The 24,925-nt window shown below is 66.4% G+C and carries 21 protein-coding genes; 11 read left to right on the forward strand and 10 right to left on the reverse strand.

Annotated elements, in window-relative coordinates:
• Positions 1 to 18 precede the first annotated feature (18 nt).
• The 6 genes from ACQ1W9_RS02335 (at position 19) to ACQ1W9_RS02360 (ending at position 7,196) form a co-directional block, all read left to right on the forward strand.
• Positions 19 to 1,152, forward strand: a complete 1,134-nt coding sequence (locus ACQ1W9_RS02335) for a C4-dicarboxylate TRAP transporter substrate-binding protein (RefSeq protein WP_431025134.1) — start codon at positions 19 to 21, stop codon at positions 1,150 to 1,152.
• A gap of 60 nt (positions 1,153 to 1,212) precedes the next feature.
• Positions 1,213 to 1,731 (forward strand): TRAP transporter small permease, encoded by a 519-nt coding sequence (locus ACQ1W9_RS02340; protein WP_431025135.1) that lies wholly within the window; start codon positions 1,213 to 1,215, stop codon positions 1,729 to 1,731.
• Between the two features lie 3 nt (positions 1,732 to 1,734).
• A complete protein-coding gene (locus ACQ1W9_RS02345; RefSeq protein ID WP_431025136.1) occupies positions 1,735 to 3,033 on the forward strand; it encodes a TRAP transporter large permease in 1,299 nt (432 codons plus the stop codon).
• A gap of 110 nt (positions 3,034 to 3,143) precedes the next feature.
• Complete coding sequence (locus tag ACQ1W9_RS02350) at positions 3,144 to 4,703, forward strand: acyl CoA:acetate/3-ketoacid CoA transferase (RefSeq protein WP_431025137.1); 1,560 nt, start codon at positions 3,144 to 3,146, stop codon at positions 4,701 to 4,703.
• Positions 4,704 to 4,774: 71 nt separating this feature from the next.
• On the forward strand, positions 4,775 to 5,965 hold the full coding sequence (locus tag ACQ1W9_RS02355) for a thiolase family protein (protein ID WP_431025138.1): 1,191 nt from the start codon (positions 4,775 to 4,777) through the stop codon (positions 5,963 to 5,965).
• A gap of 157 nt (positions 5,966 to 6,122) precedes the next feature.
• On the forward strand, positions 6,123 to 7,196 hold the full coding sequence (locus ACQ1W9_RS02360) for a hypothetical protein (RefSeq protein ID WP_431025139.1): 1,074 nt from the start codon (positions 6,123 to 6,125) through the stop codon (positions 7,194 to 7,196).
• Between the two features lie 298 nt (positions 7,197 to 7,494).
• On the opposite strand, the gene ACQ1W9_RS02365 is transcribed toward ACQ1W9_RS02360, so the two are convergent.
• The 7 genes from ACQ1W9_RS02365 to ACQ1W9_RS02395 form a co-directional block, all read right to left on the reverse strand.
• Positions 7,495 to 8,433, reverse strand: coding sequence for an electron transfer flavoprotein subunit alpha/FixB family protein (locus ACQ1W9_RS02365; RefSeq protein WP_431025140.1), 939 nt, complete (start codon positions 8,431 to 8,433; stop codon positions 7,495 to 7,497).
• A 28-nt stretch (positions 8,434 to 8,461) separates the two neighbouring features.
• A complete protein-coding gene (locus ACQ1W9_RS02370; protein ID WP_431025141.1) occupies positions 8,462 to 9,223 on the reverse strand; it encodes an electron transfer flavoprotein subunit beta/FixA family protein in 762 nt (253 codons plus the stop codon).
• Positions 9,224 to 9,253: 30 nt separating this feature from the next.
• Positions 9,254 to 11,038: an acyl-CoA dehydrogenase gene (locus ACQ1W9_RS02375; protein WP_431025142.1), complete on the reverse strand. Its 1,785-nt coding sequence runs from the start codon at positions 11,036 to 11,038 to the stop codon at positions 9,254 to 9,256.
• 51 nt (positions 11,039 to 11,089) lie between these two features.
• Positions 11,090 to 11,860, reverse strand: a complete 771-nt coding sequence (locus tag ACQ1W9_RS02380) for a 3-hydroxyacyl-CoA dehydrogenase (protein WP_431025143.1) — start codon at positions 11,858 to 11,860, stop codon at positions 11,090 to 11,092.
• Positions 11,861 to 11,885: 25 nt separating this feature from the next.
• The gene (locus ACQ1W9_RS02385; protein ID WP_431025144.1) at positions 11,886 to 12,656 is read right to left on the reverse strand and encodes a crotonase/enoyl-CoA hydratase family protein; all 771 of its coding nucleotides are present in this window, start codon (positions 12,654 to 12,656) and stop codon (positions 11,886 to 11,888) included.
• A 30-nt stretch (positions 12,657 to 12,686) separates the two neighbouring features.
• Complete coding sequence (locus tag ACQ1W9_RS02390; RefSeq protein ID WP_431025145.1) at positions 12,687 to 14,558, reverse strand: feruloyl-CoA synthase; 1,872 nt, start codon at positions 14,556 to 14,558, stop codon at positions 12,687 to 12,689.
• Between the two features lie 204 nt (positions 14,559 to 14,762).
• A complete protein-coding gene (locus tag ACQ1W9_RS02395) occupies positions 14,763 to 15,668 on the reverse strand; it encodes a LysR family transcriptional regulator (RefSeq protein WP_431025146.1) in 906 nt (301 codons plus the stop codon).
• A 203-nt stretch (positions 15,669 to 15,871) separates the two neighbouring features.
• On the opposite strand from ACQ1W9_RS02395, the gene salA reads away from it, so the two are divergent.
• The 3 genes from salA to ACQ1W9_RS02410 all read left to right on the forward strand — a co-directional run bounded on the left by salA (position 15,872) and on the right by ACQ1W9_RS02410 (position 19,593).
• A complete protein-coding gene (gene salA, locus ACQ1W9_RS02400) occupies positions 15,872 to 17,176 on the forward strand; it encodes a salicylate 1-monooxygenase (protein WP_431025147.1) in 1,305 nt (434 codons plus the stop codon).
• Between the two features lie 63 nt (positions 17,177 to 17,239).
• Entirely contained in the window at positions 17,240 to 18,214 is a 975-nt protein-coding gene (gene catA / locus ACQ1W9_RS02405; protein WP_431025148.1) for a catechol 1,2-dioxygenase, read from the forward strand.
• 119 nt (positions 18,215 to 18,333) lie between these two features.
• A complete protein-coding gene (locus ACQ1W9_RS02410) occupies positions 18,334 to 19,593 on the forward strand; it encodes a benzoate/H(+) symporter BenE family transporter (RefSeq protein ID WP_431025149.1) in 1,260 nt (419 codons plus the stop codon).
• A 68-nt stretch (positions 19,594 to 19,661) separates the two neighbouring features.
• On the opposite strand, the gene ACQ1W9_RS02415 is transcribed toward ACQ1W9_RS02410, so the two are convergent.
• Genes ACQ1W9_RS02415 through ACQ1W9_RS02425 form a run of 3 tightly spaced genes read right to left on the reverse strand, consistent with a single transcriptional unit; the run spans position 19,662 to position 22,764 of the window.
• Positions 19,662 to 20,672 (reverse strand): TRAP transporter substrate-binding protein, encoded by a 1,011-nt coding sequence (locus tag ACQ1W9_RS02415; protein WP_431025150.1) that lies wholly within the window; start codon positions 20,670 to 20,672, stop codon positions 19,662 to 19,664.
• 59 nt (positions 20,673 to 20,731) lie between these two features.
• Positions 20,732 to 21,700 carry a PDR/VanB family oxidoreductase gene (locus ACQ1W9_RS02420; RefSeq protein WP_431025151.1) on the reverse strand — a complete coding sequence of 323 codons (969 nt, stop codon included), beginning with the start codon at positions 21,698 to 21,700 and terminating at the stop codon, positions 20,732 to 20,734.
• Positions 21,697 to 22,764 (reverse strand): Rieske 2Fe-2S domain-containing protein, encoded by a 1,068-nt coding sequence (locus ACQ1W9_RS02425; protein WP_431025152.1) that lies wholly within the window; start codon positions 22,762 to 22,764, stop codon positions 21,697 to 21,699. Before ACQ1W9_RS02425 ends, ACQ1W9_RS02420 begins: the two co-directional genes overlap by 4 nt.
• A gap of 144 nt (positions 22,765 to 22,908) precedes the next feature.
• On the opposite strand from ACQ1W9_RS02425, the gene ACQ1W9_RS02430 reads away from it, so the two are divergent.
• Together ACQ1W9_RS02430 and ACQ1W9_RS02435 are read left to right on the forward strand one after the other, a co-directional pair.
• Complete coding sequence (locus ACQ1W9_RS02430) at positions 22,909 to 23,613, forward strand: GntR family transcriptional regulator (RefSeq protein WP_431025153.1); 705 nt, start codon at positions 22,909 to 22,911, stop codon at positions 23,611 to 23,613.
• Between the two features lie 277 nt (positions 23,614 to 23,890).
• Positions 23,891 to 24,922, forward strand: a complete 1,032-nt coding sequence (locus tag ACQ1W9_RS02435; RefSeq protein ID WP_431025154.1) for a TRAP transporter substrate-binding protein — start codon at positions 23,891 to 23,893, stop codon at positions 24,920 to 24,922.
• The last annotated feature ends 3 nt before the right edge of the window (positions 24,923 to 24,925 follow it).

Here is a 24,925-nt window from a genome sequence, read left to right on the forward strand (position 1 = left end):
CAGCCACCGAGGTGACTCATGACACACCGCCCCCTGTTCAAGACCCTGGCCCTGGTTGCCGCCATCGGCGGCCTGACGCTTGCCACTCAGGCCCAGGCGCGCGACCTGCGCCTGGCACCGGGGGTGCCGCCGGCACACCCGGCGCACACCCCGCTATATACCGAGTTCGTGGAGCTGCTCGCCGAAGAGACCGAGGGACGCCTGGGCGGACAGATCATGGGCACCGAGATCGCCAATATCGGCAATATGCGCAATGCCATCCGCAGTGGCCTGGTGGAGGTGGGGCTCTTCCTGCCGGCCTATTTCCCCGCCGACCTGCCGGAAATCAACCTGGTCGGCGACATGGCATTGCTCGGCACCAACTCCTACGCCATGGGCGCGGCCATGACCGAGTACATCGCTACATGCGAGGCTTGTCAGGAGGAGCTCAAGCAGCTCGGTATCATCTATACCAGCACTCACTCCACCGATACCTACCAGCTGCTCAGCACCCAGCCGGTGCGTACCGTCGAGGACCTGGCCGGCCTGCGGCTGCGCGTCGGCGGGCCTCAGTACTCGCGCTGGGCGGAGGCCATGTCGGCCACCCCGGCGTCCATCCCGGTCGGTGAGCAGTTCGAGGCGCTCTCCCAGGGGGTCATCGACGGCACCGTGGCCTCGATGGGCGATATCATCTCCTTCCGCCTGGAGGACGCGGTCGACCAGATCACCCTGCTCGACCTGGGCACCTTCCATAGCACCAACTCCCACGCCGTGGCCCTGCCGGTATGGCAATCGCTCTCTCCCGCGGATCGCGAGGCCATCGTGCGCGCCTCGACAGAAGCGAGTGCCCTGGCCATCGAGCGCTGGGCCTACGAGATGACCGACGAGGCGCTGGCCCTGGCCGACGAACACGGTATCGAGATCCTCGAGCCCAGCGACGAATTGGTCGCGGCCAGCCGCGCCTTCGGCGAGCAGGACCTCGAGTACGCCGCCCGGCAGGCCGAGGAACGCTACGGCGTCGAGGATGCCCGCGGCAAGCTCGATCGCTTCGTCGCGCTGGTCGACAAGTGGAACGGTATCGTCGAGGAGGTCGGCGAGGACCCCGTCGCCGTGGCCGAGGCCGTGAATCGTGAGGTCTGGGACCAGGTGGACTTCACCACCTACGGCATCTGATGTCCTGCCGTCCGGGGGCCGCCGGCCTCCGGACTCACCCATGACGCTGGAGGCTCGCTTATGGCGGCACTATATCGCCTGACCAATCGCGCCGCCGTTGGCCTGGCCATGCTGGGCACCCTCGGCATCCTGCTGATGGTGGTGCATATCACCCTGGATGTGATCCTGCGCTCGACCCTGTCGGTATCGATTCCGGCCACCGTGGAGCTGGTGACCCGCTATTACCTGATCGCCATGGCCCTGCTGCCCCTGGGCTGGGTGGAGTGGCGTCGCGAGATGATCGCCGTGGAGGCCCTGGAGGGGCTGATGGGGCCCCGGCTGGTGCGCCTGTCCGACGTTCTGGTGGCACTGCTCTCGGCGGGCATCTATGCCGTGCTGGCCGTGGCCACCTGGGGCAAGGCCATGGAGCAGTACGCCATCGGCTCCTATGTGATGTCGCTCAACGTCTCCATACCGGTCTGGCCGACCTACTTCGTGCTGCCGCTGGCCTTCGCCCTGGCGGCCCTGGTGAGTGTCGCCCGGCTGCCCTTCCTGCTGGGGGACGTGACCGCGTCTCCGGCCCCGCAAGGAGAGAGGTAATCCATGTCCGTCACCGTCGGTCTTTATGGCCTCCTCGCCCTGCTGTTGCTGTTGGCCCTGCGTGTCCCGGTCGCCCTGTCCCTGATCAGCGTCTCGCTGGGCGGGATGACGGTGATGCTCGGCTGGGATACCACCATCGGCATGCTCTCTTCCAGCCCCTATGAATTTATCGCCAAGTGGACGCTGAGCGCGGTGCCAATGTTCCTGTTGATGGGCTTCGTCTGCTTCCACTCCGGCCTGACCCAGGGGCTGTTCAATGCCGCCAAGGTGGTGTTTCGCTGGCTGCCCGGCGGGGTGGCGATCTCCAGCATCGTCGCCAGTTCCGGCTTCGCCGCGGTCAGTGGCTCCAGCGTCGCCTGCTCGGCGGCCATGGGCCGCATCGCCATCCCCGAGATGGTCAGTGGTGGCTACAAGCCGAGCTTCGCCTGCGGCACCATCGCCGCCGGCGGCACCATCGGGGCGCTGATCCCGCCGAGCATCCTGATGATCGTCTACGGGGTCTTCGCCCAGGTCTCCATTACCCAGGTGTTCCTGGGGGGGATCACCATCGGCCTGATGACCGCGTTGAGCTATGTCCTGGTGATCCTGGTGGTCAGCTGGCTGCGGCCGGATATCGTGCCCCGCGAGGCCATCGGTTCCCGCGACGTCAGTGCTCGGGAGGCGCTGGTCGATATCTGGCCGGTACTGGTGCTGGGCGTGCTGGTCTTCGGTGGCCTCTTCTCGGGCGTCTTTACCGCCACCGAAGCCGGGGCCGTGGGCGCCGCCGGGGCGATCCTGATCGCCACGCTGCTGGGCCGTCTGAATCGCCAGTCGATGAAGGCTGCCCTGCTCGAGACCCTGGCCACCACCTCGGCGCTGCTGATCATCGGCGTCGGCGCCAGCATGTTCACCCTCTTTCTCAGCCTGAGTGGCCTGGCCGGTTTTATCACCGGGGCGGTGACCGGTTGGGATCCCTCCTACCTCGAGCTGATGCTGGTGGTGGTGCTGATCTACCTCTTCCTGGGGCTGTTCATGGAGCCCTTCGGCGCCATGCTGGTGACCTTGCCGGTGCTGCTGCCGGTGTTCGAACTCTACGACGTCAGCCTGATCTGGTTCGGGGTACTGCTGGTGAAGCTGCTGGAGATCGGCATGATCACCCCGCCGGTGGGCATGAACATCTTCGTCATCAAGGGGGTTGCGGGCCAGTACGCTTCCCTGGTGGATATCTTCAAGGGCGTGGCGACCTTCCTGGTGGCCGACATCCTGGTGGTGGCCCTGGTGATCTTCTATCCGCAGATCGTGCTGCTGATGACCGGCGGCTGAACGGGTCGCCTCGCGCGGAATCGGTGGTGACGTGCCGAATGAAATGTTTGTTACATAAACAATATATTGATACTCGTAGCTTTTAATGCCTCCACAAGAGGGCCGAGACAGTGAGTAAGATCATCGACATAAAGCGTGCCGCGAGCCTGATCAAGGGCGGTGACACCGTTGTCTGGACCACCGCCGGCCTGTGTGGCTTCGCCGAGGCGGTGGCCGCGGCGCTGGAGACGCGTTTCCTGGAGACCGGGGCGCCCCGCGACCTGACCCTGGCGCACAGCTGTGGCTGCGGTGATGGCAAGACCCGCGGCATGAACCACCTGGGCCATGCCGGCCTGGTCAAACGCCTGATCAGCGGCCACACCGGCCAGGCGCCACGCATGGGCGAGCTGATCCGCGAGAACCGCATTGAGGGTTACCTGCTGCCCCAGGGCGTGCTGGCCCACCTGTGGCGGCACATCGCCGGCAAGAAGCCCGGGGTGCTCAGCAAGGTGGGGCTCGGCACCTTCGTCGACCCGCGCCTGGAGGGCGGCAAGGCCAATGCGGCGGCCGAGGAGGACTTGGTCAAGCGGGTCGAGCTGGAGGGCGAGGAGTGGCTGCTCTACCGCACCTTCCCGGTGGACGTGGCGGTGATCCGCGCCACCACCGCCGACGAGCGCGGCAACCTGAGCCTGGAGCGCGAGGCGATCTTCCTCGAGCAGCTCTCCATGGCCCAGGCGGCCAGGAACAGCGGCGGCATCGTCATTGCCCAGGTGGAGTACCTGGCTCGGCAGGGCAGCCTGCACCCGCAGCGGGTCAAGGTGCCGGGCGACCTGGTGGACTACGTGGTGGTGGCCGAGCCCGAGCAGCATATGCAGACCATGGCCACCGGCTACAACCCGGCGCTCTCCGGCGACCTCAAGGTACCGCTCGGCGGTATCCAGGCGTTGCCGCTGGATCCACGCAAGGTCATCGCCCGCCGCGCCGCCATGGAGCTGGTGCCGGGCGGGGTGGTCAACCTCGGCATCGGCATGCCCGAGGGGGTCTCCAGCGTGGCGGCGGAGGAGGGCGTCAGCGACCTGATGACCCTGACCACCGAACTCGGCACCTACGGCGGCGTGCCCGCCAGTGGTGGTGACTTCGCCACCTCCTACAACGCCGAGGCGATCATCGATCACGGCTACCAGTTCGACTTCTACGACGGCGGCGGCCTGGACGTCTGCTTCCTGGGCCTGGCCCAGACCGACCACGAGGGCAACCTCAACGTCAGCAAGTTCGGCGACAAGGTCGTCGGCCCGGGCGGTTTCATCAATATCAGCCAGAACGCCCGCAAGGTGGTGTTCTGCGGCACCTTCACCAACGGCGGTGAGGTGGTGGTGGAGGACGATCGCCTGGCCATCCGCCAGGAGGGCCACCGCCGCAAGTTTGTGCAGCGCGTCGACCAGATCACCTTCAGCGGCCGCTACGCCCAGGAGACCGGCAAGCCGGTGTTGTTCGTTACCGAGCGCTGCGTCTTCGAGCTGATCGACGGCGAGGTCACCCTCACCGAGGTGGCGCCGGGCATCGATATCGAGCGCGACATCCTGGCGGCCATGGACTTCGTGCCGCACATCGCCGACGAGCTGCGCGAGATGCCGGCCGAGCTCTTCCGGCCCCAGTGGGGTGGGCTGCGCGCGCACCTGACCGACGACTGAGCATCAGGGTTGGGGCCGCGTTCCCGCTATCTCGGGACGGGCCCCCTTTTTCCCCCTTGGAGGAATTTCGCATGTTTAAGAACGCCTATATTCCCTACGGCGGCTACTACTCCAGCCCCTTCTGCAAGTGGATGGGCAGCCTGGCCAACCTCAACTCCATCGAACTGGGCGCGGCCACCAGCAAGCGCTGGTTCGCCAGTCGCGATATCGATCCGGCGATCATCGATTACCTCTATCTGGGCGTCTCGGTGGGCCAGAAGTCGATTTTCTATGGCGCACCCTGGGCCGCGGCCATGATGGGTGCCGGCCAGGCCCCGGGCCAGAACATCACCCAGGCCTGTGCCACCGCCACCACCTCGGTGTTCAATGCCGCCCTGGCGGTGGAAAGCGGCAGCTTCGATACCACCTACTGCCTGCTCGTCGACCGCACCTCCAATGGCCCTCACACCATCTGGCCCAATCCTGCCGGCCCGGGCGGTGAGGTGATCGCCGAGAACTGGAACATGGACAACATCGCCGCCGATCCGGCCACCGGCAAGGACATGCTGACCACCGCCGAGAACGTGGCCCGCGAGCACGGCTTCACCCGCGAACAGGCCGATGAACTGACCCTGCGTCGCTACGAGCAGTACGCCGAGGCCCTGGCCGACGACCGTGCCTTCCAGAAGCGCTACCTGTTCCCGCTGGAGGTGGCGGTCTCGCGCAAGGAGACCAAGCTCGTCGAGGCCGATGAGGGCGTGACCGCGACCAGTGCCGAGGGCCTGGCCAGGCTGCGCACGGTGCAGCCGGATGGTATCCATAGTTTCGGTGCCCAGACCCACCCGGCCGATGGCAATGCCGGCATCGTCGTCACCACCCGCGAGCGGGCCCAGGCGATGAGTAGCGACCCGCAGATGGCCGTGCAGGTGCTGGCCTACGGTCATGCCCGCGCCAAGCCGGCGCATATGCCCATGGCGCCTGCCGCCGCCGCCCAGCGGGCGCTCGATCAGGCCGGGTTGACGATCGGTCAGATCAAGACGGTCAAGAATCACTCGCCCTTTATCGCCAATGACCTGCATCTGGCCAAGGCGTTGGGGATCGACGCCCACGACTTCAACAACTACGGCACCTCGCTGGTTTACGGGCATCCCCAGGCGCCGACCCTGGCGCGCCTGCTGATCGAGGCCATCGAGGAGACCGCCATCAAGGGCGGCGGCTATGCCCTGGTCACCGGCTGTGCCGCCGGCGACTCCGCCGCGGCCCTGGTCGTCAAGGTGGGCTAAGGCCCTTGCGAAGTGATATCGGCGATGCCCGCCGAGGAGGCCGGCGGGCATCGTAGTGAAAAATAAAATAACACGACTTGCACGCAGTGCATCTTGGTTTGCTGTCTCTCCGGGATAGCGAAACCTCCATCACGACAATAAGACGGAGATCGAAAAGATGATGAACAAGAAAAAACTCGCCATGGCGATCGCGTTGGCTAGTGTGTCGGCTTTCTCGGCTCAGGCCTATGCCCTGGATCTGGGCGAGTTCAATGGAGCACAATTCAGCATTGGCGGTTATATCAAGGCGGAGGGCATCTTCACCGACCCCGATGGCGGCGATAGCGACTTCGATGCCAGTGCCCGTCAGTCACGGCTTAATTTCCGGGTCGATCGTGAAATCGAAGGGCATGATGTCACGGCCTTCGTGGAGGGGGACTTCTGGGACAATGCGACGGATACCAGTGACAAGAGCTACGCCATGCGTTTGCGTCATGCCTATATCCAGGTCGACAACCTGACGATCGGCCAGACGTGGAATGGCCAGTTCTATGCCAATGCGCCCTTCGATGTCGAGATTCTCGACTTCTATGGCACCGGTATCGGTAGCGTCTCCGGGAGTGGCGCGGTCGTCCGCCCCGATCTGGTCATGCACTACACCACGGGCGGCTTCCGTTTCACCCTTCAGGATCCGGTCAATCAGGAGGCCGATTTCCCGGATATGGTGGCGGCCTATACGCATCGCACCGAGAGCGGGCATGCCTTCAATGCCGCCGTGACCGGGCGAGAGGTGGAGACCGGCGTGGACGATTCCGAGTTTGGGGCCGCGTTCTCCCTGGCGGCGAAATTCAATTTCGGCGACACCGCCCTCGCCCTGAGCGGCTACACGGGGGAAGGCAATAACGTCTACTCCGGGTGGGGCTATAATGGCGCAACCGCGCCGGCCAGCATCGCCTCGAGGGGGGAGGTCAATGCCTCGGGGGATCTGGTGGAAACGACGGGCTTCTCTGCCGGTATCAGTCACCGCTTCGGCGAGCGGCTGCGCGGCAACCTGCGCTATGCCCAGGTGGAAGCGGATGAGGTGTCCCCCGGTGTGGCCGATGACACCCTGGAAACCATGAATGTCAATTTGATCTATACCTACCTGCCGGGCCTGGATTTCGGCATCGAGTGGCGGGATCGTAACGCACTCACCATGCCGCTGCGTCCCGCAGGGCAGCAGGTGGAGCTGATGGCGATGTACAAGTTTTAACGCGGACTCCTTGATTAGTTTATTGTCCTTGTTTTGATCGCTTGCGTTTTAAAGGCGAATCATCGGTTAGCTTCGATGATTCGCCTCTTTTTTTGAGCGTTATACCTGCCCGACCTCCGGCAGTTATATCATCTCTTCTCCGTCCCCCTTACATATTCGGCTGTCATCAAGTGTTTCCAGATCTCCAGGAAAGAAAAAAGTCGACGGCAACGGCCTGGGCCGCGGTCCGTCGACAATCAAAATAAAGGGGTGAAACGTCAGAGAGGGGGCCGCTTTTGCTCGAGCTCCCCTATCTTCCTTACAGCTTCTGCTCGAGCTCCGGCAGGGCGTCGAAGAGATCCGCCACCAGGCCATAGTCGGCGACCTGGAAGATTGGCGCCTCCTCGTCCTTGTTGATGGCGACGATCACCTTGGAGTCCTTCATGCCGGCCAGGTGCTGGATGGCCCCCGAGATGCCCACGGCGATGTAGAGGTCCGGGGCGACGATCTTGCCGGTCTGGCCGACCTGCATATCGTTGGGCACGAAGCCGGCGTCGACGGCGGCACGGGACGCGCCGATGGCCGCGCCCAGCTTGTCGGCGATGCCGTCGAGCAGCTTGAAGTTCTCGCCGTTGCCCATGCCGCGGCCGCCGGAGATCACCACCCGGGCACTGCCCAGCTCGGGGCGGTCGGACTCGGCCAGTGCTTCCTTGATAAAGGCAGAGCGAACGTTGTCGACCACGGTCTCCACGGCCTCGATGGCGGCACCGCCGCTCTCTCCTTCAACGTCGGCCACGGCATCGAAGGCGGTGGCGCGTACGGTGATCACCTTCAGCGCATCCTCGCTCTGCACGGTGGCGATGGCGTTACCGGCATAGATGGGGCGACGGAAGGTATCGGCACTCTCCACGCCGATGATCTCGGAGATCTGGCCGACGTCCTTGAGGGCCGCCAGACGCGGCAGGACGTTCTTGCCGGTGGTGGAGGCCGCGGCCAGCACATGGCTATAGTCGTCGGCGAGTGCCACCAGCAGGTCACCCAGCGGCTCGGCCAGTTGGTGGGCATAGACGGCGTGGTCGGCGACGCGCACCTTGCTGACACCGTCGAGCCTGGCGGCGGCCTCGGCCACGGCGCTTACGCCTTGGCCGGCCACCAGGACGTGGATATCGCCACCGATCTGCTTCGCGGCGGCGACCACATGGGCGGTGGCGCTGCTCAGTTGGCCATCATGCTGTTCGGCGAGTACCAAGATGCTCATAAGATCCGCTCCTTTCAAAGCACTGTTTTCAAAGAACTTTGGCTTCGTTCTTGAGTTGGTCGAGGAGCTCGTCCACGGAGCCCACCTTGATGCCGGCCTGGCGCTCCGCCGGCGGCTCGACCTTAAGCAGCGTCACGCCACTGGTGATCTCCACCCCCAGGTCCGCCGGCGTCTTGACGTCCAGCGGTTTCTTCTTGGCCTTCATGATGTCCGGCAGCTTGGCGTAGCGCGGCTCGTTCAGGCGCAGGTCGGTGGTGACGATGGCCGGAAGCGACAGCTCGACGGTCTGCAGGCCGCCATCGATTTCCCGGGTCACCTGCAGCTTGTCGCCGTCGACCACCACCTCGGAGGCGAAGGTGCCCTGGGGCAGGCCGGAAAGCGCCGCCAGCATCTGGCCCACCTGGTTGTTGTCGCTGTCGATGGCCTGCTTGCCGAGGATCACCAGCCCCGGCTGCTCCTGCTCGACCACCCTGGCCAGCACCTTGGCGGCGGCCAGCGACTCGACGGGGGCCTCGGTTTCGGCTGACGTATCGATATGAATGGCCCGGTCGGCGCCCAGCGCCAGGGCGGTACGCAGCTGCTCCTGAGCGGCCTTGGGACCCACGGTCACGGCCACGATCTCGCTGGCCACACCCTTCTCTTTCAAGCGCACTGCTTCTTCCACGGCGATCTCGCAGAAGGGGTTCATGGCCATCTTGACGTTGGTAAGATCGACGTCGGAGTGGTCCGGCTTGACGCGGATCTTGACGTTGTAGTCGAGGACGCGTTTGACCGCGACGAGGACTTTCATGGCATTTCTCCTATTATCGGCTCGGGCGGGTTACAGGCCGCCGTCGGGGAAGCGGGTCAGTACCGCCCCGGCCTGGCGCAGGGTCTGGGCATGGGCCCGGGCCTGAGGGCCCTGGGTAGCGAGATAGAACCGCGCCAGCTCGACCAGCCCCAGCAGGTACTCGGTGTCGCCCTCGCCGGCCTCGCGACGGGCGTCGGCGGCCAGCGCCAGGCGCGCCATCTGCCAGGCCCCACAGGCGATGCCCAGCAGGTGTAGCAGGGGCACGGCGCCGGCGTAGAGGTCGGCGGTGGCATCACGCTGTTGCAGCAGCCAGTCGGTGGTCTCCTCGAGCAGGGTGGCCTGATCGCCGAGGGCCACCGCCAGGTCGCCGAGTCGCCGATGCTCCTCGAGCCGGGAGGCGGTCTCGCGGATATCGCCGATCAGCTCGCGCAGGGTGGCGCCCTCCTCGCGGAGGATCTTGCGGCCCAGCAGGTCGTTGGCCTGAATGCCGGTGGTGCCCTCGTAGATGGTGATGATGCGGGCGTCGCGGAATAGCTGGGCGACCCCGGTCTCCTCCACGAACCCCATGCCGCCGAAGACCTGGATCGCCTCGTCGCAGAGGTCGTTGCCGACCTCGGTGCACCAGCCCTTGGCCACCGGCATCAAGAGATCGACATAGCGACGGTGCTTGTCGGCGACCGCGGCCTCCGGGTGGTGGCGGGCGATATCGAACCAGCCGGCGGCGCTGTAGAGCAGGCCGCGCATGGCCATCAGCCGGGCGCGCATCGATACCAGCATGCGCTTCACGTCGGGGTGGACGAGGATCGGCCGGCCGCTCTCGCCGCTGACGATATCGCGGCCCTGGACGCGCTCCCGGGCATAGCCCAGGGCCGCCTGATAGGCGCGCTCGCCGAGTGCCACGCCCTGTACCCCCACGTTGAAGCGGGCATCGTTCATCATCACGAACATGGTGGCCAGGCCCTGGTGCGGCTCGCCGACCAGGTAGCCCAGGGCGCCGCCGTCATCGCCGTAGCTCAGGGTGCAGGTGGGGCTGCCGTGGATGCCCATCTTGTGCTCGATGGCGATGCAGCGGATATCGTTCTTCTCGCCCGGTTCGCCGTGCTCGTCGAGCAGGTACTTGGGCACCAGGAACAGCGACAGGCCCTTGACCCCCGGCGGGGCGTCGGGCAGTCGGGCCAGCACCAGGTGAACGATATTGGGGGTGAGCTCGTGTTCGCCGTAGGAGATGAAGATCTTCTGCCCGAACAGGCGATAGGCCCCATCGTCCGTGGGCTCGGCGCGGGCACGGGTGGCGGCCAGGTCGGAGCCGGCCTGGGGTTCGGTGAGGTTCATGGTGGCGGCCCACTCGCCGCTGACCACCTTGTCCAGCCAGGTCGCCTTCTGCGCCTCGCTGGCGGCGATCATCAGCGCCTCGGTCTGGCCCACGTTGAGCTGAGGCAGCATGGCGAAGGCCATGTTGGTGGAGAACCACATCTCCCACACCGGCGTGGAGACCAGCTTGGGCAGCCCCTGGCCGCCATGCTCCGGGGGCAGGGAGAGGCCGATCCAGCCGGCATCGCGGAACTGGTCGTAGGCGACCTGCCAGCCGTCCGGGGTGATCACCCGCTCGCCTTCCAGGCGGCAACCCTGCTGGTCGCCGATCGGGTTGAGGGGGGCAAGCACGCCGGCGGCGAACTTGCCGGCCTCTTCCAGGACGGCGCTCACCAGGTCGGGCGAGGCGTCCTCGCAGCCGGGCAACGCGCCGATGCCCTCGAGGTCGGCGAGCTCGTCGAGGATAAACTGCATATCACGCAGCGGTGCTTGGTAGTCGATCATGCTAAGGCCCTTCGAGTCTGTGACTGGCGCCATCCCGGGGTGGGACAGGAATCAGCGGGGTGCCATGCGGATCGAGCCGTCCAGGCGGATGGTCTCGCCGTTGAGCATGGCGTTGTCGACGATATGGCAGGCCAGGCGCGCGAATTCGTCGGGCTCGCCCAGGCGGCTGGGGAAGGGGATGGCGGCGGCCAGCGACTGCTGGGCCTCCTCCGGCAGGGCCTCCATCAGCGGGGTCTTGAACAGCCCCGGGGCGATGGTCATCACGCGGATGCCGTGGCGGGCCAGCTCGCGGGCGATGGGCAGGGTCATGGCGACGATACCGCCCTTGGAGGCCGCATAGGCGGGCTGGCCGATCTGGCCGTCGAAGGCGGCCGCCGAGGCGGTGTTGATGATCACCCCGCGTTCGCCGTCGGCCTGGGGCTCGCCCTTGGCCATGGCGGCGGCGGCCAGGCGCAGCATATTGAAGGTGCCCAGCAGGTTGATATTGACGATGCGCGAGAAGGCGTCGAGGGGCAGCGGCTCGCCGTGGCGGTCGACTACCTTGGCGGGGTCACCGACCCCGGCGCAGTTGATCAGCCCTTGCAAGCCGCCGAAGGTCTCGACGGCGAGGTCCACCACGGCCTGGCCATCGGCGTCGCTGGTGACGTCGGTGCGGCGGAAGCGGACGCGCTCGCCGAGCTCATCCGCCAGGGCTTCGCCGCGCTCGGCATTGAGGTCGGCGATCACGACCCGGGCGCCGGCCTCATGCAGAGACCGTACGGTGGCCTCGCCGAGGCCCGAGGCGCCGCCGCTGACGATAAAGGTGTTGTCCTGGAATTTCATGGCACTCTCCTTGCTGGGTGGCGAATCAGGTGCGCGGGCCCTGGCCCTTGCGTGTCAGGAAGTCCCCGATGCGCTCGGCGACCTCGGGGCTGGTCTGGGTCAAGGCGGCGGTCAGTGACTCGACGAACAGACCGTCGTCGCTGGACATGTTGTCGATGCGCGAAATGGCGGAGACCATGGCCCAGTTGGCCATGGGGGCGTTCTCGGCGATGCGCCTGGCGAGCTGGCGAGCCTTGTCGAGGCTCTCGCCCTCGCCGACCACATAGTGGGAGAGGCCCAGGCGCTGGCCCTCGTCGGCCTCCATGATGCGGCCGGTGAGCATCATCTCGCACATGCGTCCGGGGCCGATGATATTGGCCACGCGCACCGAGGCGCCGCCGCCGACGAAGATGCCGTGACGGCCCTCGGGCAACTGATAGATGGTGTTGGGCTCGGCGATACGCACATGGGTCGCCGTGGCCAGTTCCAGGCCGCCGCCGATCACCGCGCCCTGCATGGCGGCGACCACCGGGATGCCGCCGTTCTGCAGGCGATCGAAGATACGGTGCCAGCCGCGGGAGTGCTGCATCACGCCGAAGGGGTCGCGATGCTGGTGCTCGGAGAGGTCCAGGCCGGCGCAGAAGTGCTTGCCTTCGGCGGCGAGGATGATCACCCGGGTGCCTTCCGGGGTGGCGACCAGGGCCTCCTCCAGGGCGTTCAGCAGGCGGTCGCTGACGGCATTGCGCTTCTCGGGGCGCGCCAGGGTGATGGTGTAGATGCTGTCGTCCAGGGACGTCTTGACGAGGGACTCGGTCATGGGGGGCCTCGGCGATAGATGATTCATGAGTTAAAGGGTGATAACGGCCGTGGCCGGGGTGTCGGCTGGGGCGGAGGAATAGAGGGCTGTCACCCGCTCGGCGCGGCGATCCAGGACCTTGCGCTGGTTGATATAGCCCTTGTCGGTGATCTCCCCGGCCTCCACGGAAGGTGGCTCCTCGAGCAGCAGGGCGCGGGTCGGGTAGGTGGAGCTGCCGCCTCCCAGCGCCTTCATCGCCTGGATAGCCTGACGAACTCGCGTGATCACCGCCGGGTGCGAAAGCAGCGTCGTGACGGAGGCGTCCTCGGCGAGGTCGGGGCAGAGGCGGCGGCATTCGGCCAGGTGGGGGAAGATCAGGAAGCCGATCTCGTCGCGGTCGTGGCCGCTGACCACGATGTCCTGGGCGATGGGCTTGAGGGCATCGAGGCCGGCCATGCGTAGGGCGCCCACATGGACCCAGGTGCCGGTGAGCAGCTTGAAGTCTTCGCTGACGCGGCCATCGAAGAGCAGGCCCAGCTCGGGGCGTTCGGGATCCACGAAGCGCACGGCGTCGCCGATCATGTAGAAGCCCTCGTCGTCGAAGGCCTTGGCCGACAGCTCGGGCTGTTTCCAGTAGCCGGTGAAGATGTTGGGGCCCTTGACCCGCACCTCGAGCTTACCGGCCGTGGGCACCAGCTTGAGGGTGGTGCCCGGTACCGGCACGCCGATCACCCCGGAGCGCACGGCGGGGAAGTGGCAGTCGGTGCAGATCGGAGCGGTCTCGGTGGCGCCCCAGGAAGAGGCGATCAGCACCTCGCGCCCGGTGGTCTCCCGGGCCATGGTTTCGAGCTCGTTCCAGAGGTGATCCGGCAGCGCCGCGGCGGCGTAGAAGACCAATTGCAGGTGCCGGAAGAAGGCGTCGCGCAGCTCGGCGTCGTCGCGCAACAGCGGCACCAGCATGTCGTAGGCTCGCGGCACGCTGAAATAGTGGGTCGGCGAGACCTCGCGCAGGTTGCGGGCGGTCTTCTCGATCAGCTCCGGGGTCGGCTTGCCGTCGTCGAGATAGAGGGTGCCGCCCCAGTGCAGCACGATATTGAAGTTATGGTTGCCGCCGAAGGTGTGGCTCCAGGGCAGCCAGTCGAGCAGCACCGGCGGTCGCTCGGCGAGGGTCGGCCAGACCTGGGCCTTGGCCTGCTGATTGGAGCAGAGCATGCGCTGGGTGTTGGGTACCGCCTTGGGGGTGCCCACCGAGCCGGAGGTAAACAGGAACTTGGCGATGGTGTCCGGGGTGAGGGCGGCGAAGGCGGCCATCACCGCCGCCTCGTCGGTGGTTTCCTCCAGGGCGGCGAAGGGGACGGCACCCTCGGTGGAGGCGCTGCGGCCACCGGCCACCAGTACCCCGTCGTGGAGCTCGGCGATGGCCGCCAGCGCCGGTCGGTAGGCCTCGATGGGGTCGGCGTAGATCACCCCGGGGCGCAGCAGCTCGATCTGGCTCTTGAGCTTGGCGTGATCCCGGGACATCAGCGAGCCGCCCGGCGAGATCGAGCAGGAGGGCACGCCGATGTGCATGGCGGCGGTCATCAGCAGGGCGTGCTCGATGCCGTTGTCCGAGAGGATCGCCAGCGGGCGCTCGGCACCGAGCCCCTGGGTCAGCAGCCAACTGGCGATGGCGACCACCCGGCGACGTGCCTCGCCATAGGTGAGCTCGACCCACTGGCCCTGGGCGTCGCGCTCGGCCAGCCAGACGCGTTCCGGCGCCTCCCGGGCCCAGTGCTCCAGCCACTCGCCACTGCAGCGGGCGTAGTCGTCGCTCAGCGGGAACGCGGAGTGCAGCAACTGGGTGCCGTCATCCCGGGATTCCAGGCGCACCCGGGGAGCGGTGAAGGCCGGGGCATGGGATTGGTCGAGCGTGGAGGCTGTCATTATTGGCTCCTTGCTGTCTGCCGTCAGGCTGAGTTTATGTTGTTAGAAAATACTGTTGTTGTATTAAACAGTTTATAGGTTACATCAGCCCCCCGGGTGGGTCATGCCTTGGGGGCTACGTCTTTGGTCGAGTGTGGGCCCTGGCCGGTGCCATAACGACAACGGCGGCCCGCGGGCCGCCGTAAGAGCAGGAGGAAAACGCCGTTACTCGGCGAACATCTCGAAGATCAGCTCGCGCAGCCAGCGGTTGCCGGCATCCTGGTAAAAGCGTCGGTGCCAGAAGAGGTTGATCGGAATCTCGGCGAAGGACACGGGGTGCTCGCGCATCGCCAGCCGGAACCGTTCCCGGGTCGCCTCGGCCAGCTTGTCGGTGACGGTGACCACCAGGTCGGTGCTGCTGACGATGTAGGGCACCGCGGCGAAATGGGGCAACTCGAGCCTGACCGGCCGGCTGACGCCCGCTCGGGCCAGCTTCTCCTCCACGACGCCATGGCCGGTGCCCCGGGCTACCACCACGGCATGCTGGGCGGCACTGAAGGTAGTCAGGTCGAACTCGCCCGCTGCCAGGGGGTGATCCGCCCGCATCAGGCAGACATAGCGCTGCACGAAGAGTCTCTGCTGGTAGAAGCCGGCGCCGAGCTGGGGAATCAGGCCGATGGCCAGGTCGATCTGCCCCTCCTCCATCTCCCGTTTCAGGTCCTCGTTCTGGCTGCGCACGGTGCTCAGGGCGATGCCCGGTGCCTCCCGGGCCAGGCGCTCGAGCAGGCGCGGCAGGAAGACAATCTCGCCGATGTCGGTCATGGCGATATTGAAGGTACGCTCGCTTACCGCCGGGTCGAAGTCCTCCGGCCGGTTGAGGGTTTCCTGAAGCCGGGCCAGGGCCTCGGCGATGGGAGGGTGCAGCCGAGAGGCCAGCGGCGTCGGCATCAGCCCCTGTGAGGTGCGCTCGAAGAGCGTGTCGCCGAGCAGGGTGCGCAAGCGCTTCAGGGAGTGGCTGATCGCGGGTTGGGTGAGGCCGAGGCGCAGCGCCACGCGCTGGGTGTTCTGCTCCTGGTAGAGGAGGTCGAACACCACCAGCAGGTTCACGTCGATCTCCGACAGCTTGATCATGGTGGTCTCTCGTCGGATGTTTTCCGGCCGTTCCCGGCATTGGACAAAGGTCGGGGTCGCGGCGGTGAGGGTGTGCTCAGGTTGTTGTTTTATCGGTTTATTAGCCGTGCTTATGCAATGAATGAAGGGGGCTGTGTGGTCGCCGTCGAGGCCGGGTAATAGCGTGAAGGCCATCACGATAACCCCGGACAGGAGGTACGACCATGGTACCCAACCCTCAACCCAAGCGCCTTTCCATCGGCATCGTCGGCGGCGGTATCGGCGGCGTGGCCTTCGCCGTCGCCCTGTCGCGGGATCCCGGCCTCGAGGTCCATCTCTTCGAAGCCGCCGAGCGCTTCTCCGAGATCGGCGCCGGGGTCTCCTTCGGCCCCAATGCCGTGCGTGCGATCAGCCTGCTCGGCCTGGAGGCCTCCTATCGTCGTATCGCCGACTCCTCTCCGGCCCCCTTCGAGGACGTCTGGTTCGAATGGCGGCGTGGCAACGATGACGCCTATCTGAGTGCCTCCCTGGCCCCGGGCTGTGGCCAGTCCTCGGTGCACCGGGCCGACTTCCTGGATGCCATCGTCGCCCACCTGCCCGAGGGAGTCGCCCACTTCGGCAAGCGTTGTGTCGAGGTCCGGCAGGATGATGAGAGGGCCACTGCGCACTTCGATGATGGTACCTCCTTTACTGCCGATATCCTGATCGGTTTCGACGGCATCAAGTCGGCAGTGCGTGAGCACGTGCTGCCACCCGAGCAGTACCGCGATCTCGGCCCCTTCTGGAGTGGTACCTATGCCTATCGCGGCATGATCCCCACCGAGCAACTGGAAGCGGCCATGGAAGCCAGGGGCGCCGACCGGCGGCTGGCGGTGGTGCCGCAGATGTACCTCGGCACCGACCGCCATATCCTGACCTTCCCGGTGAAGCAGTCCGAACTGATCAACGTGGTGGCCTTCATCACCGACCGCTCCACCCCGACCCCCCGGCTGCCCGAGGGCGAGGCCTGGGTCAACGCCGTGACCCAGGAAGAGATGCTGAGCGTATTCGAGGGCTGGGGGGCGGCCTCCCAGGCCATTCTCGAGTGCATTCCCGCCCCGACCCGCTGGGCCCTGCATGAGCTTCCCGAGCTGCCCCATTACCACCGCGACCGGGTGCTGATCGTGGGGGATGCGGCCCATGCCATGGTACCCCACCAGGGGGCGGGGGCCGGCCAGGCCCTGGAGGATGCCTATGTGCTGGCCAGCCTGCTCACCGACGAGGCCTGCGATCGGCATAACGCCCGGCAGGCCCTGGCGGCCTTCGAGGTGGTCCGCCACGCGCGCACCTGCCAGGTGCAGCGCAGCTCCCACCAGGCGGGAGACCTCTACGAGTACCGCGCCTTCGGCATTGGCGATGACGAAGCGAAGCTTGCCTCCGAGCTGGAGACCCGTTTCGACTGGCTCTGGAACCATGACCCGCAAGACGATGTGGTCGCGGCCAGGATACGCCTGGGGTGGGAGTCCGGCTCACGGACTGCCCTTGCCTGATGCTCTCAAGCTTAGAAGGCACTTAATGCATCGCCATCGACCATCCACCATGGAGCCGCCCCAGTGACGATCAAGATTTTCGATACCTCCGACGTGCAAGACTTCCTCGAGACCGTTGCCGGTTTCGACCAGCCCGGTGGCGACGAGCGCGCCAAGCAAATCGTGCACCGCCTGCTCTCCGACCTCTACCGGTTGATCGACGATTTCGATGTTACCCCCGACGAGTTCTGGTCGGCCGTCAACCTGCTCAACGCCCTGGGCCACGAGACCCAGTTCGCGCTCCTCTCCCCGGGCCTGGGTTTCGACCATTACCTGGACATGCGCCAGGACGCCGCGGATGCGGAGGCCCAGCGCGCCGGTGGCACCCCGCGCACCATCGAGGGGCCGCTTTATGTGGCCGGCGCGCCAGAAGCCGAAGGATTCGCGCGCCTGGACGATGGCCAGGACGCGGAGGGTGAGACCATGTGGTTGACCGGGCAGGTGCGCGATGTGGGCGGTAACCCCATTGCCGGTGCGAAGGTGGAGATCTGGCACGCCGACTCCAAGGGCAGCTACTCCTTCTTCGACCCGAGCCAGAGCGAGTACAACTTGCGTCGCACCATCTACACCGATAGCGATGGGCGCTACACCGCGCTCAGCATCATCCCTTCCGGCTATGGCGTGCCGGAGGGAGCCCCGACCGACCGGATCCTCAAGGCCCTTGGCCGCCACGGTGAGCGTCCGGCGCACATCCACTACTTCATCTCGGCGCCGGGTCACCAGCACTTGACCACGCAGATCAATCTGGCGGGGGACAAGTACACCTGGGACGATTTCGCCTTCGCGACACGTGAGGAGCTGGTGGTGGAGGGCACGCGCATTGAGGATGCCGCCGAGGCGGAGAAGCGTGGGCTGGACGGGGCTTTCACGGAGGTTGTGTTTGACGTGGAGCTGGCCGGCACGGACCGACTGGAGCTGCAGACACGCCATGGCCGTCCGCGGGCCAAGGAGGACGAGCAGGACGCTGGCAGCCAACTGGCCGGGACTGCCAAGGTCTGAGGCGCCCGATACCCAACCTTCCGGCACGATGGTGATACCAACGCTGACTAGTACCACGGGTCGGAGGGGAGGCCTCCTTCGGCCAGCGATACCAACAATAAAATCCCCTGGAGCACACCATGAAACATCTCGAAAAGGGCGTCGGCCTGCGGTCCGCGCCCAGGGACTTCCTCCGCGATCTCAACGTCGATAACCTCAGCGCCGGCATTGTCGCCGGCATCTTCGGCCTCAGCGCCGGGATCATCCATATCAGCGCCGGCACCGCCGCCGGGCTCGATTCCCACTTCATCATGATCTGGGTGATCAGCTACCTGATGATCAATGGCCTGTTCGGGCTGTTCGTGCCGGCCTATTACCGGCTGCCTCTGCCCATGGCCAACTCCATCCCCGGGGCCCTGCTGTTCGCGGCGATCATCCCCGTGGTGGGCCTGGAGGCCGCCCTGGGGGCGACCCTGATCGCCGGGGCCATCGCCCTGGTGGCCGGCCTGGCCGGGGTCATGGGCAGCGTCATGAAGCTGATTCCCATGCCCATCGTCATGGGCATGGTCGCCGGGGTGCTGCTCAAGTTCGGCCTCAATATGGTGGCGCCGCTGGAGAACGCGCTGCTGCCGGCGGCGATCATGATCCTGGCCTTCTTCTTCTCGGCCCGCCTGCTGCGCCGGGTGCCGCCGCTGATCGTCGCCATGCTGGCCGGTATCGCCTACATGGCCTATAGCGGCGTCGACTTCTCCGCGGTCGAGTTCTCGGTGACCTTCCCCGAATTTATCGTGCCCGAGTTCACCCTGGAGGCCTTCCTCGCCTATGGGCTGCCGCTGGCGCTGATCCTGGTGGGCATGGAAACTCCGGCCGGGGTGGGCCTGGTCAAGGGCATGGGCTACAAGGAAGTGCCGGCCAATGCCATCACCGCGGTGGGCGGCTTCGCCACCATGCTCTCGGCCTTCTTCAACCTGCACAGCACCTGTATCGCGGCCCCCGCTACCGGCATCTGCGCCTCGCCGGAGGCCGGTGAACGCGACAAGCGCTGGGTGGCGGCGGTGATCACCGGGGCCGTTTTCATGCTGGGCGCCCCCTTCTATGGCTTCGTGGTCAGCCTGATCCAGGCGATGCCGGGCTATTTCATCGCCATCATTGCCGGGCTGGCGCTGCTGCGGGTGATCACCTCGGCGATGCATATGGCCTTCTCCGGCAAGCACGAGATGGGTGGCCTCTTCGCCTTCCTGATCGCCGCCTCCGGCCTGCAGATCCTCGGCATCGGCGCTTCCTTCTGGGCCCTGGTACTGGGCGTCTTCGTCTCGCTGATCTTCGAGGCCAGGGATTTCGAGTTTACCGCTGCCCGGGCGGTGGCCAGCAAGCCGGCGTTGAGCAAGCGGGCAGGCTGAGTCTTCGCCAATGATAACGCCGGCGGGCCCTCGGGCCCGCCGGCGTGCTTTTCCGGGACGTGCTGGCCTCAGGCCTCGCAGGTTTCCTGCAGGCCCATGGCGATTTCGTAGACCTCCTGGGCCTCGCCGCCGATCTCTTCCAGGTAACGATCGGTGGTCTCCCGCAGCACCGGGCCCCAGTCCGGATGATCGAGGGCATCCTCGATGACCAGGAAGTCGTGGCCGGCGGCCTCGGCTTCCTCACGCCCCTGGCGGATCAGTTCGTCATAGACCGCCGCGGCGCGCAGTGACCACTCCAGGCCGCTGTGGTCGTCGATGATCCGTTGCAGGTCCTCGGGGAGGGCCTCGTAGCTGCGCTGACTCATGGTGGCGAACAGCGACAGATCGTAGAGGGGCACCTCGGTATGGTGCGTGGCCAGCTCGTTGAGGCGGAAGGTCTTCATGCCCTCCCAGTTGAAGCTCAGGCCGTCGACCACGCCGCGCTGCATCGAGGTGAAGACATCCGGGGCCGGCATGCCCACCGCCTGGGCGTCGAGTCGCTCGAGCATGTCGCCCACCACCGGCGTGGGGCGGCGCAGGCGCAGGCCGGCCAGGTCCGCGGGCGTCTCGATCAGCCGCTCCCGGGTGTGCAGATAGCCGGGGCCGGTGGTGAACAGGAACAGCGGCCGGGTATCGGCGTATTCCGCGTCCAGGCGGCCTTCGTCATAGAGCGATTGCAGGATGCAGGCGCCCTGACGGCTACTGGCCGAGACGCCGGGGAGCTCGACCACCTGGGTCAGGGGGAAGCGGCCGGCGGTATAGCCCTGGGCCGAGGCGCCGATATCGGCGATGCCGTTGGCGGTGCTGTCGTAGGTCTGCTCGGACCTGGCCAGGGTCTGGCTGGGGTAGACCTCGACCTCGAGGCGGCCCTGCGAGGCCGCCTCGACGCTGTCGGCCCAGGCCTGGAAGAGCTCACGGTCGATCAGCGAGCCGCCGGGCCAGACATGGGCGACCCTGAGGGTCGTGCTGGCCTCGGCCAGGGCGGTGCCGGCCAGGGTCAGGGCGAGGGCCGTGGTGATCGCAGTCTTGGTCGCTTTCATAGGGGAGTCTCTCATTGTGATTGTCGTTTGAGTGCCGTGCGGGCGGCGCCAGGCTCGGCTCAGAGGTCCAGCACCAGCACCGGGCTCTTGGCCCGCGAGCAGCAGGGGGTGAACTGGTCGTTGGCGGCGTGCTCGTGGTCCTCCAGGAAGAGATCGCGATGGTCGGGTTCACCCTCCAGCACCCGGGTCAGGCAGGTACCGCAGACGCCTTGCTCGCAGGAGACCATGATGTCGATGCCGTTATCGGCCAGCACCTGGTGCACGGTCTTGTCGGCGGGCACGGTGAAGCTGGCGCCGCTGCTGGCGATCCTGACCTCGAAGCTGTCGTCGTCGCTGGTGTCGGCCACGGCGCCGGCGAAATACTCGGTGTGCAGCCGCTCGGCGGGCCAGCCGCTGGCCTTGGCGGTCGACAGCACGGCATCGATGAAGCCGCTGGGGCCGCACACATAGATCCGGGTGTCGGGATCCGGTGTGGCCAGCAGGCGCTGCAGGTCGAGCTTCTGTTCCGGCGCGCCGTCGTCGAAGTGGAACCGCACCCGCTCGGCGAAGCCCGAGGCGGCGATGCGGTCGCGGAAGGCGGTGCGTTCCGGCGAGCGGGTGCAGTAGTGCATGGCGAAGTCGGCGCCGGTATGCGCCAGGCGCTCGGCCATGCACAGGATCGGCGTCACGCCGATGCCGCCGGCCAGCAGCAGGGTGCGCCCGGCCGGCTTGAGCGGGAAGTGGTTCTTGGGGGCGCTGATCTGCAGCAGGTCGCCCTCCTGAATCGCGTCGTGCATGGCCTCGGAGCCGCCCCGCGAGGCCGGGTCGCGCAGTACCCCGACCAGGTAGCGGTCGCGTTCCTCGGGGTGGTTGCACAGCGAGTACTGGCGTATCAGGTCATCCCTCACACGCACATCGATATGCGCGCCGGCGCCGAACGCCGGCAGCGGCCGGCCGTGAGGGTCGGCCAGCTCGAAGGTGACGATATCCTCGGCCTCCTGGCGCTTGCCGGTGACCTCGACGATCAGGGAGAGGGGCTGGCTGCTCATGCGCTGGCCTCCTCTTGGCTGGCTTCGCGTTCCTCGACGAGGATTCGGTCGATGATGCGTCGCGCCTGGACGCCGCCGCCGTCGATATTGAGCTTGAGCAGCTGACGCTCCGGGTAGCGCAGCAGGTTGCGCTGCTGGGATTCCAGCATCTCCAGGTCCTCGGAGAAGATCTGGCCCTGGCCCTCGCGGATGCGCCCGGTGAGTTCCGAGTCTTCCGGCTTGAAGTTGCGCGCCATGCCCCAGAAGTACCAGATGGAGGTGTCGGTCTCGGGGGTGATGAAGTCCACCACGATGCTCGACGCCTTGACCCCCGCCGGGGCGTCGTAGCCGCCATGTCCGGCATGCGCCACGCCGACCTCGATCAGTACATGGCTCGGCGGGGTAAAACGGCAGATCTGCCAGCGGTCCACCGGCACGTCGTCGGCCAGGCCGTTGCCGCGCAGGGCCGCTTGCCAGAAGGGCGGCGCCGGAATGGCCTGCATATGACGCTCGGTGATCACCTCGTCACCGTCGGCGCGGGTCGCCGGGGCGGCCTCCTCGATCTCCGGCTGGCCGATGCTGGAGGCATGCACATAGGTCTCATGGGTCAGGTCCATGAGGTTATCGATCATCAGGCGATAGTCGCAGTGGATATGATAGAGGCCGCCGCCATAGGCCCAGTCCGGGCTGTTGGCCCAGTGCAGCTCGGGGATCAGGCTCGGGTCGGCCCGCTCCGGGTCGCCGGGCCAGATCCAGATGAAGCCGTGGCGCTCCTCCACCGGATAGGCGCGGATGCTCGGGAAACCGCGGACCCGCTGGCCCGGCATGCTGGAGCACTTGCCATTGCAGCCCATCTCCAGGCCGTGATAGCCGCACACCAGCTTGCCGTCGCGCACGAAGCCCAGCGATAGTGGGGCGCCGCGATGGGGGCAGAAGTCCTCCACGGCGGCCACGCGGCCCTCATCGCCGCGGAAGAAGACGATCGGTTCGTTGCAGATGGTGCGCCCCAGCGGCTTGTCGGCGAGTTCGTCCGGGGTGGCGGCGACGTACCAGGTATTCTTGGGGTAGGGGGCTTGAGTGGTCACGGTTCTCTCCTCGGCTGAATGCGTCAGGTGTTATAATTGGATCCAAAGTAAAGTCCTGGTGCGTGTTTCACGTCAACTTATGCTTTAGTTGGATCCAATGTGTGGTCGGTGGTCAATCAATACGCAACAACGACGGGATAAGCGATGAGTGATGGCGACAAGAGCGTGGTGGGCCGGCTGCGCAAGTTGATCGGTGAAGGGCACTTTCAGACGGGGGAACGCCTCGGTGAGGTGGCGGTGGCAGAGCAGCTGGGGGTCTCGCGGACCCCGGTGCGCCTGGCCTTTCGCACCCTGGAACAGGAGGGGCTGCTGCAGCGGGCCGGCAAGCGTGGCTTCATGGTGCGCGAGTTCACCGAGGTCGATGTGCGCTGCGCCGTGGAGGTGCGCGGCGTGCTGGAAGGCTTGGCGGCGCGGCGGCTGGCGGAGCAGGGCCTGTCGGCGGCGCTGGCCGATGAACTTCAGGTTTGGATCCAGAAAGGGCGAGACCTGCTAGCCAAGGGCCATCTCGTGGAGCGTGACGCCGATGCCTGGAGCGAACTCAACCGCCACTTCCACGAGGCCATCGTCGGCTCGGCCGGCAGCCCGGTGATCGGCGACGCCATCGCCCGCAATAATCACCTGCCGTTCGCCGCCGCCGATTCGCTCATCATCGATAGCGAGGCGCTGGATCGCGAATACCGCAAGCTGCAGCTGGCCCAGCTTCAGCATGAGCTGATCGTCCAGGCGTTGCGCCATGGCGAGGGGGCGAGGGCCGAGATGCTGATGCGCGAGCATGCCTTTATCGGGCTACGCTACGGGGAGCTGCTGGGCCTGGGGGGCGCGCCAGGCAGCGAAGGGGGATGCGACTAAAGTCGTCAGGATATCTTCGAAAAGTCCAAGTTATTGCCCTGATATTACCTTATCTGGGAGATTGGGTCCGGGAAAATGTCGGGTACCGACCTGGCGCCGCCCGCCCGGGGTGTTGGCGCTTTTCCTTCGACTAAAGTCGGTTATCTAGCCCCCGAGCCCTTGGGTTAACTTGTTCACCCAGGGTAACTAGTGTTCGTTATTCGAACATTCGTGGATCCATAACGACAATTCATGCTCAGGTTGCCGCCGGCAATCCGCCCTGATGAGGAACTGACCGATGAAACGTATTCTTCCCCGCTGCCTGCTGGCGGCCTCCATCGCCGGCCTGACCCTCGCCTCCACCGCCCAGGCGACCACCACCCTGCGCATGGCCCACTTCTGGCCGGGGGCCTCGGGCGTCAACCAGGCGCTCTTCGAGACCTGGGCCGAGACCCTCGAGGAGGAGTCCGGCGGCGAACTGCGTATCGAGATGTTCCCCTCCGGCACCCTGGCCAGGCCCGATGCCATCTATGAGGCGGTGGGCAATGGCATCGCCGATATCGGCGCCACGGCCCAGGGCTATACCGCCGGGCGCTTCCCGTTGTCGCAGATCGTCGAACTGCCTGGCGTGGCCACCACCGCCACCCAGGGGGCCTGCGTGCTGCAGACCCTCTACGACGAGGGCCATCTCGACGAGGAGTATGCCGATACCCGGCCGCTGTTCCTGTTCACCACCGGCCCGGGCGGTATCCACACCATCGGCACCGACGTCCAGACCCCGGCCGACCTCGAGGGCCTGCGCATCCGTCGCCCCACCGCCGTGGCCGGGGACATGCTCGAGAACATGGGCGCAAGCCCCGTGGGCATGCCGGCGCCGGATATCTATACCTCCATGCAGCGCGGCGTTATCGATGGCCTGAGCTTCCCCTGGGAGGGCCTCAAGGGGTTCCGCATCAACGAGCTGGTCGAGTACCACACCGAGGTGCCCTTCTACACCCTGATCTTCGTGGCCACCATGAACCAGCGCGCCTATGAGCGCCTGAGCCCCGAGCAGCAGGCGGTGATCGACGCCAACTCCGGCATGCGCTGGGCCGAGAACGCCGGCGCCGTCTTCGACCGCCTCGATGTCGAGGGCAAGCAGGAGGCCATCGACGCCGGCCATACCATCCGCGAGATCGACGACCCGCTGGCGCACCCGGACTGGCAGCAGCCGCTCCAGGACGGCATCGACGGCTACCTCGCCGAGCTCGAGGCGCGTGGCCTGCCGGCTCAGGAGGTCTATGAGGCCGCCCTGGCCGCCAGCGAGTCCTGCGCCGCCGAGCGGGGGTAAGCG

The organism is Halomonas sp. H5 (genome assembly GCF_050613175.1).
GTDB lineage: Bacteria > Pseudomonadota > Gammaproteobacteria > Pseudomonadales > Halomonadaceae > Bisbaumannia > Bisbaumannia salifodinae.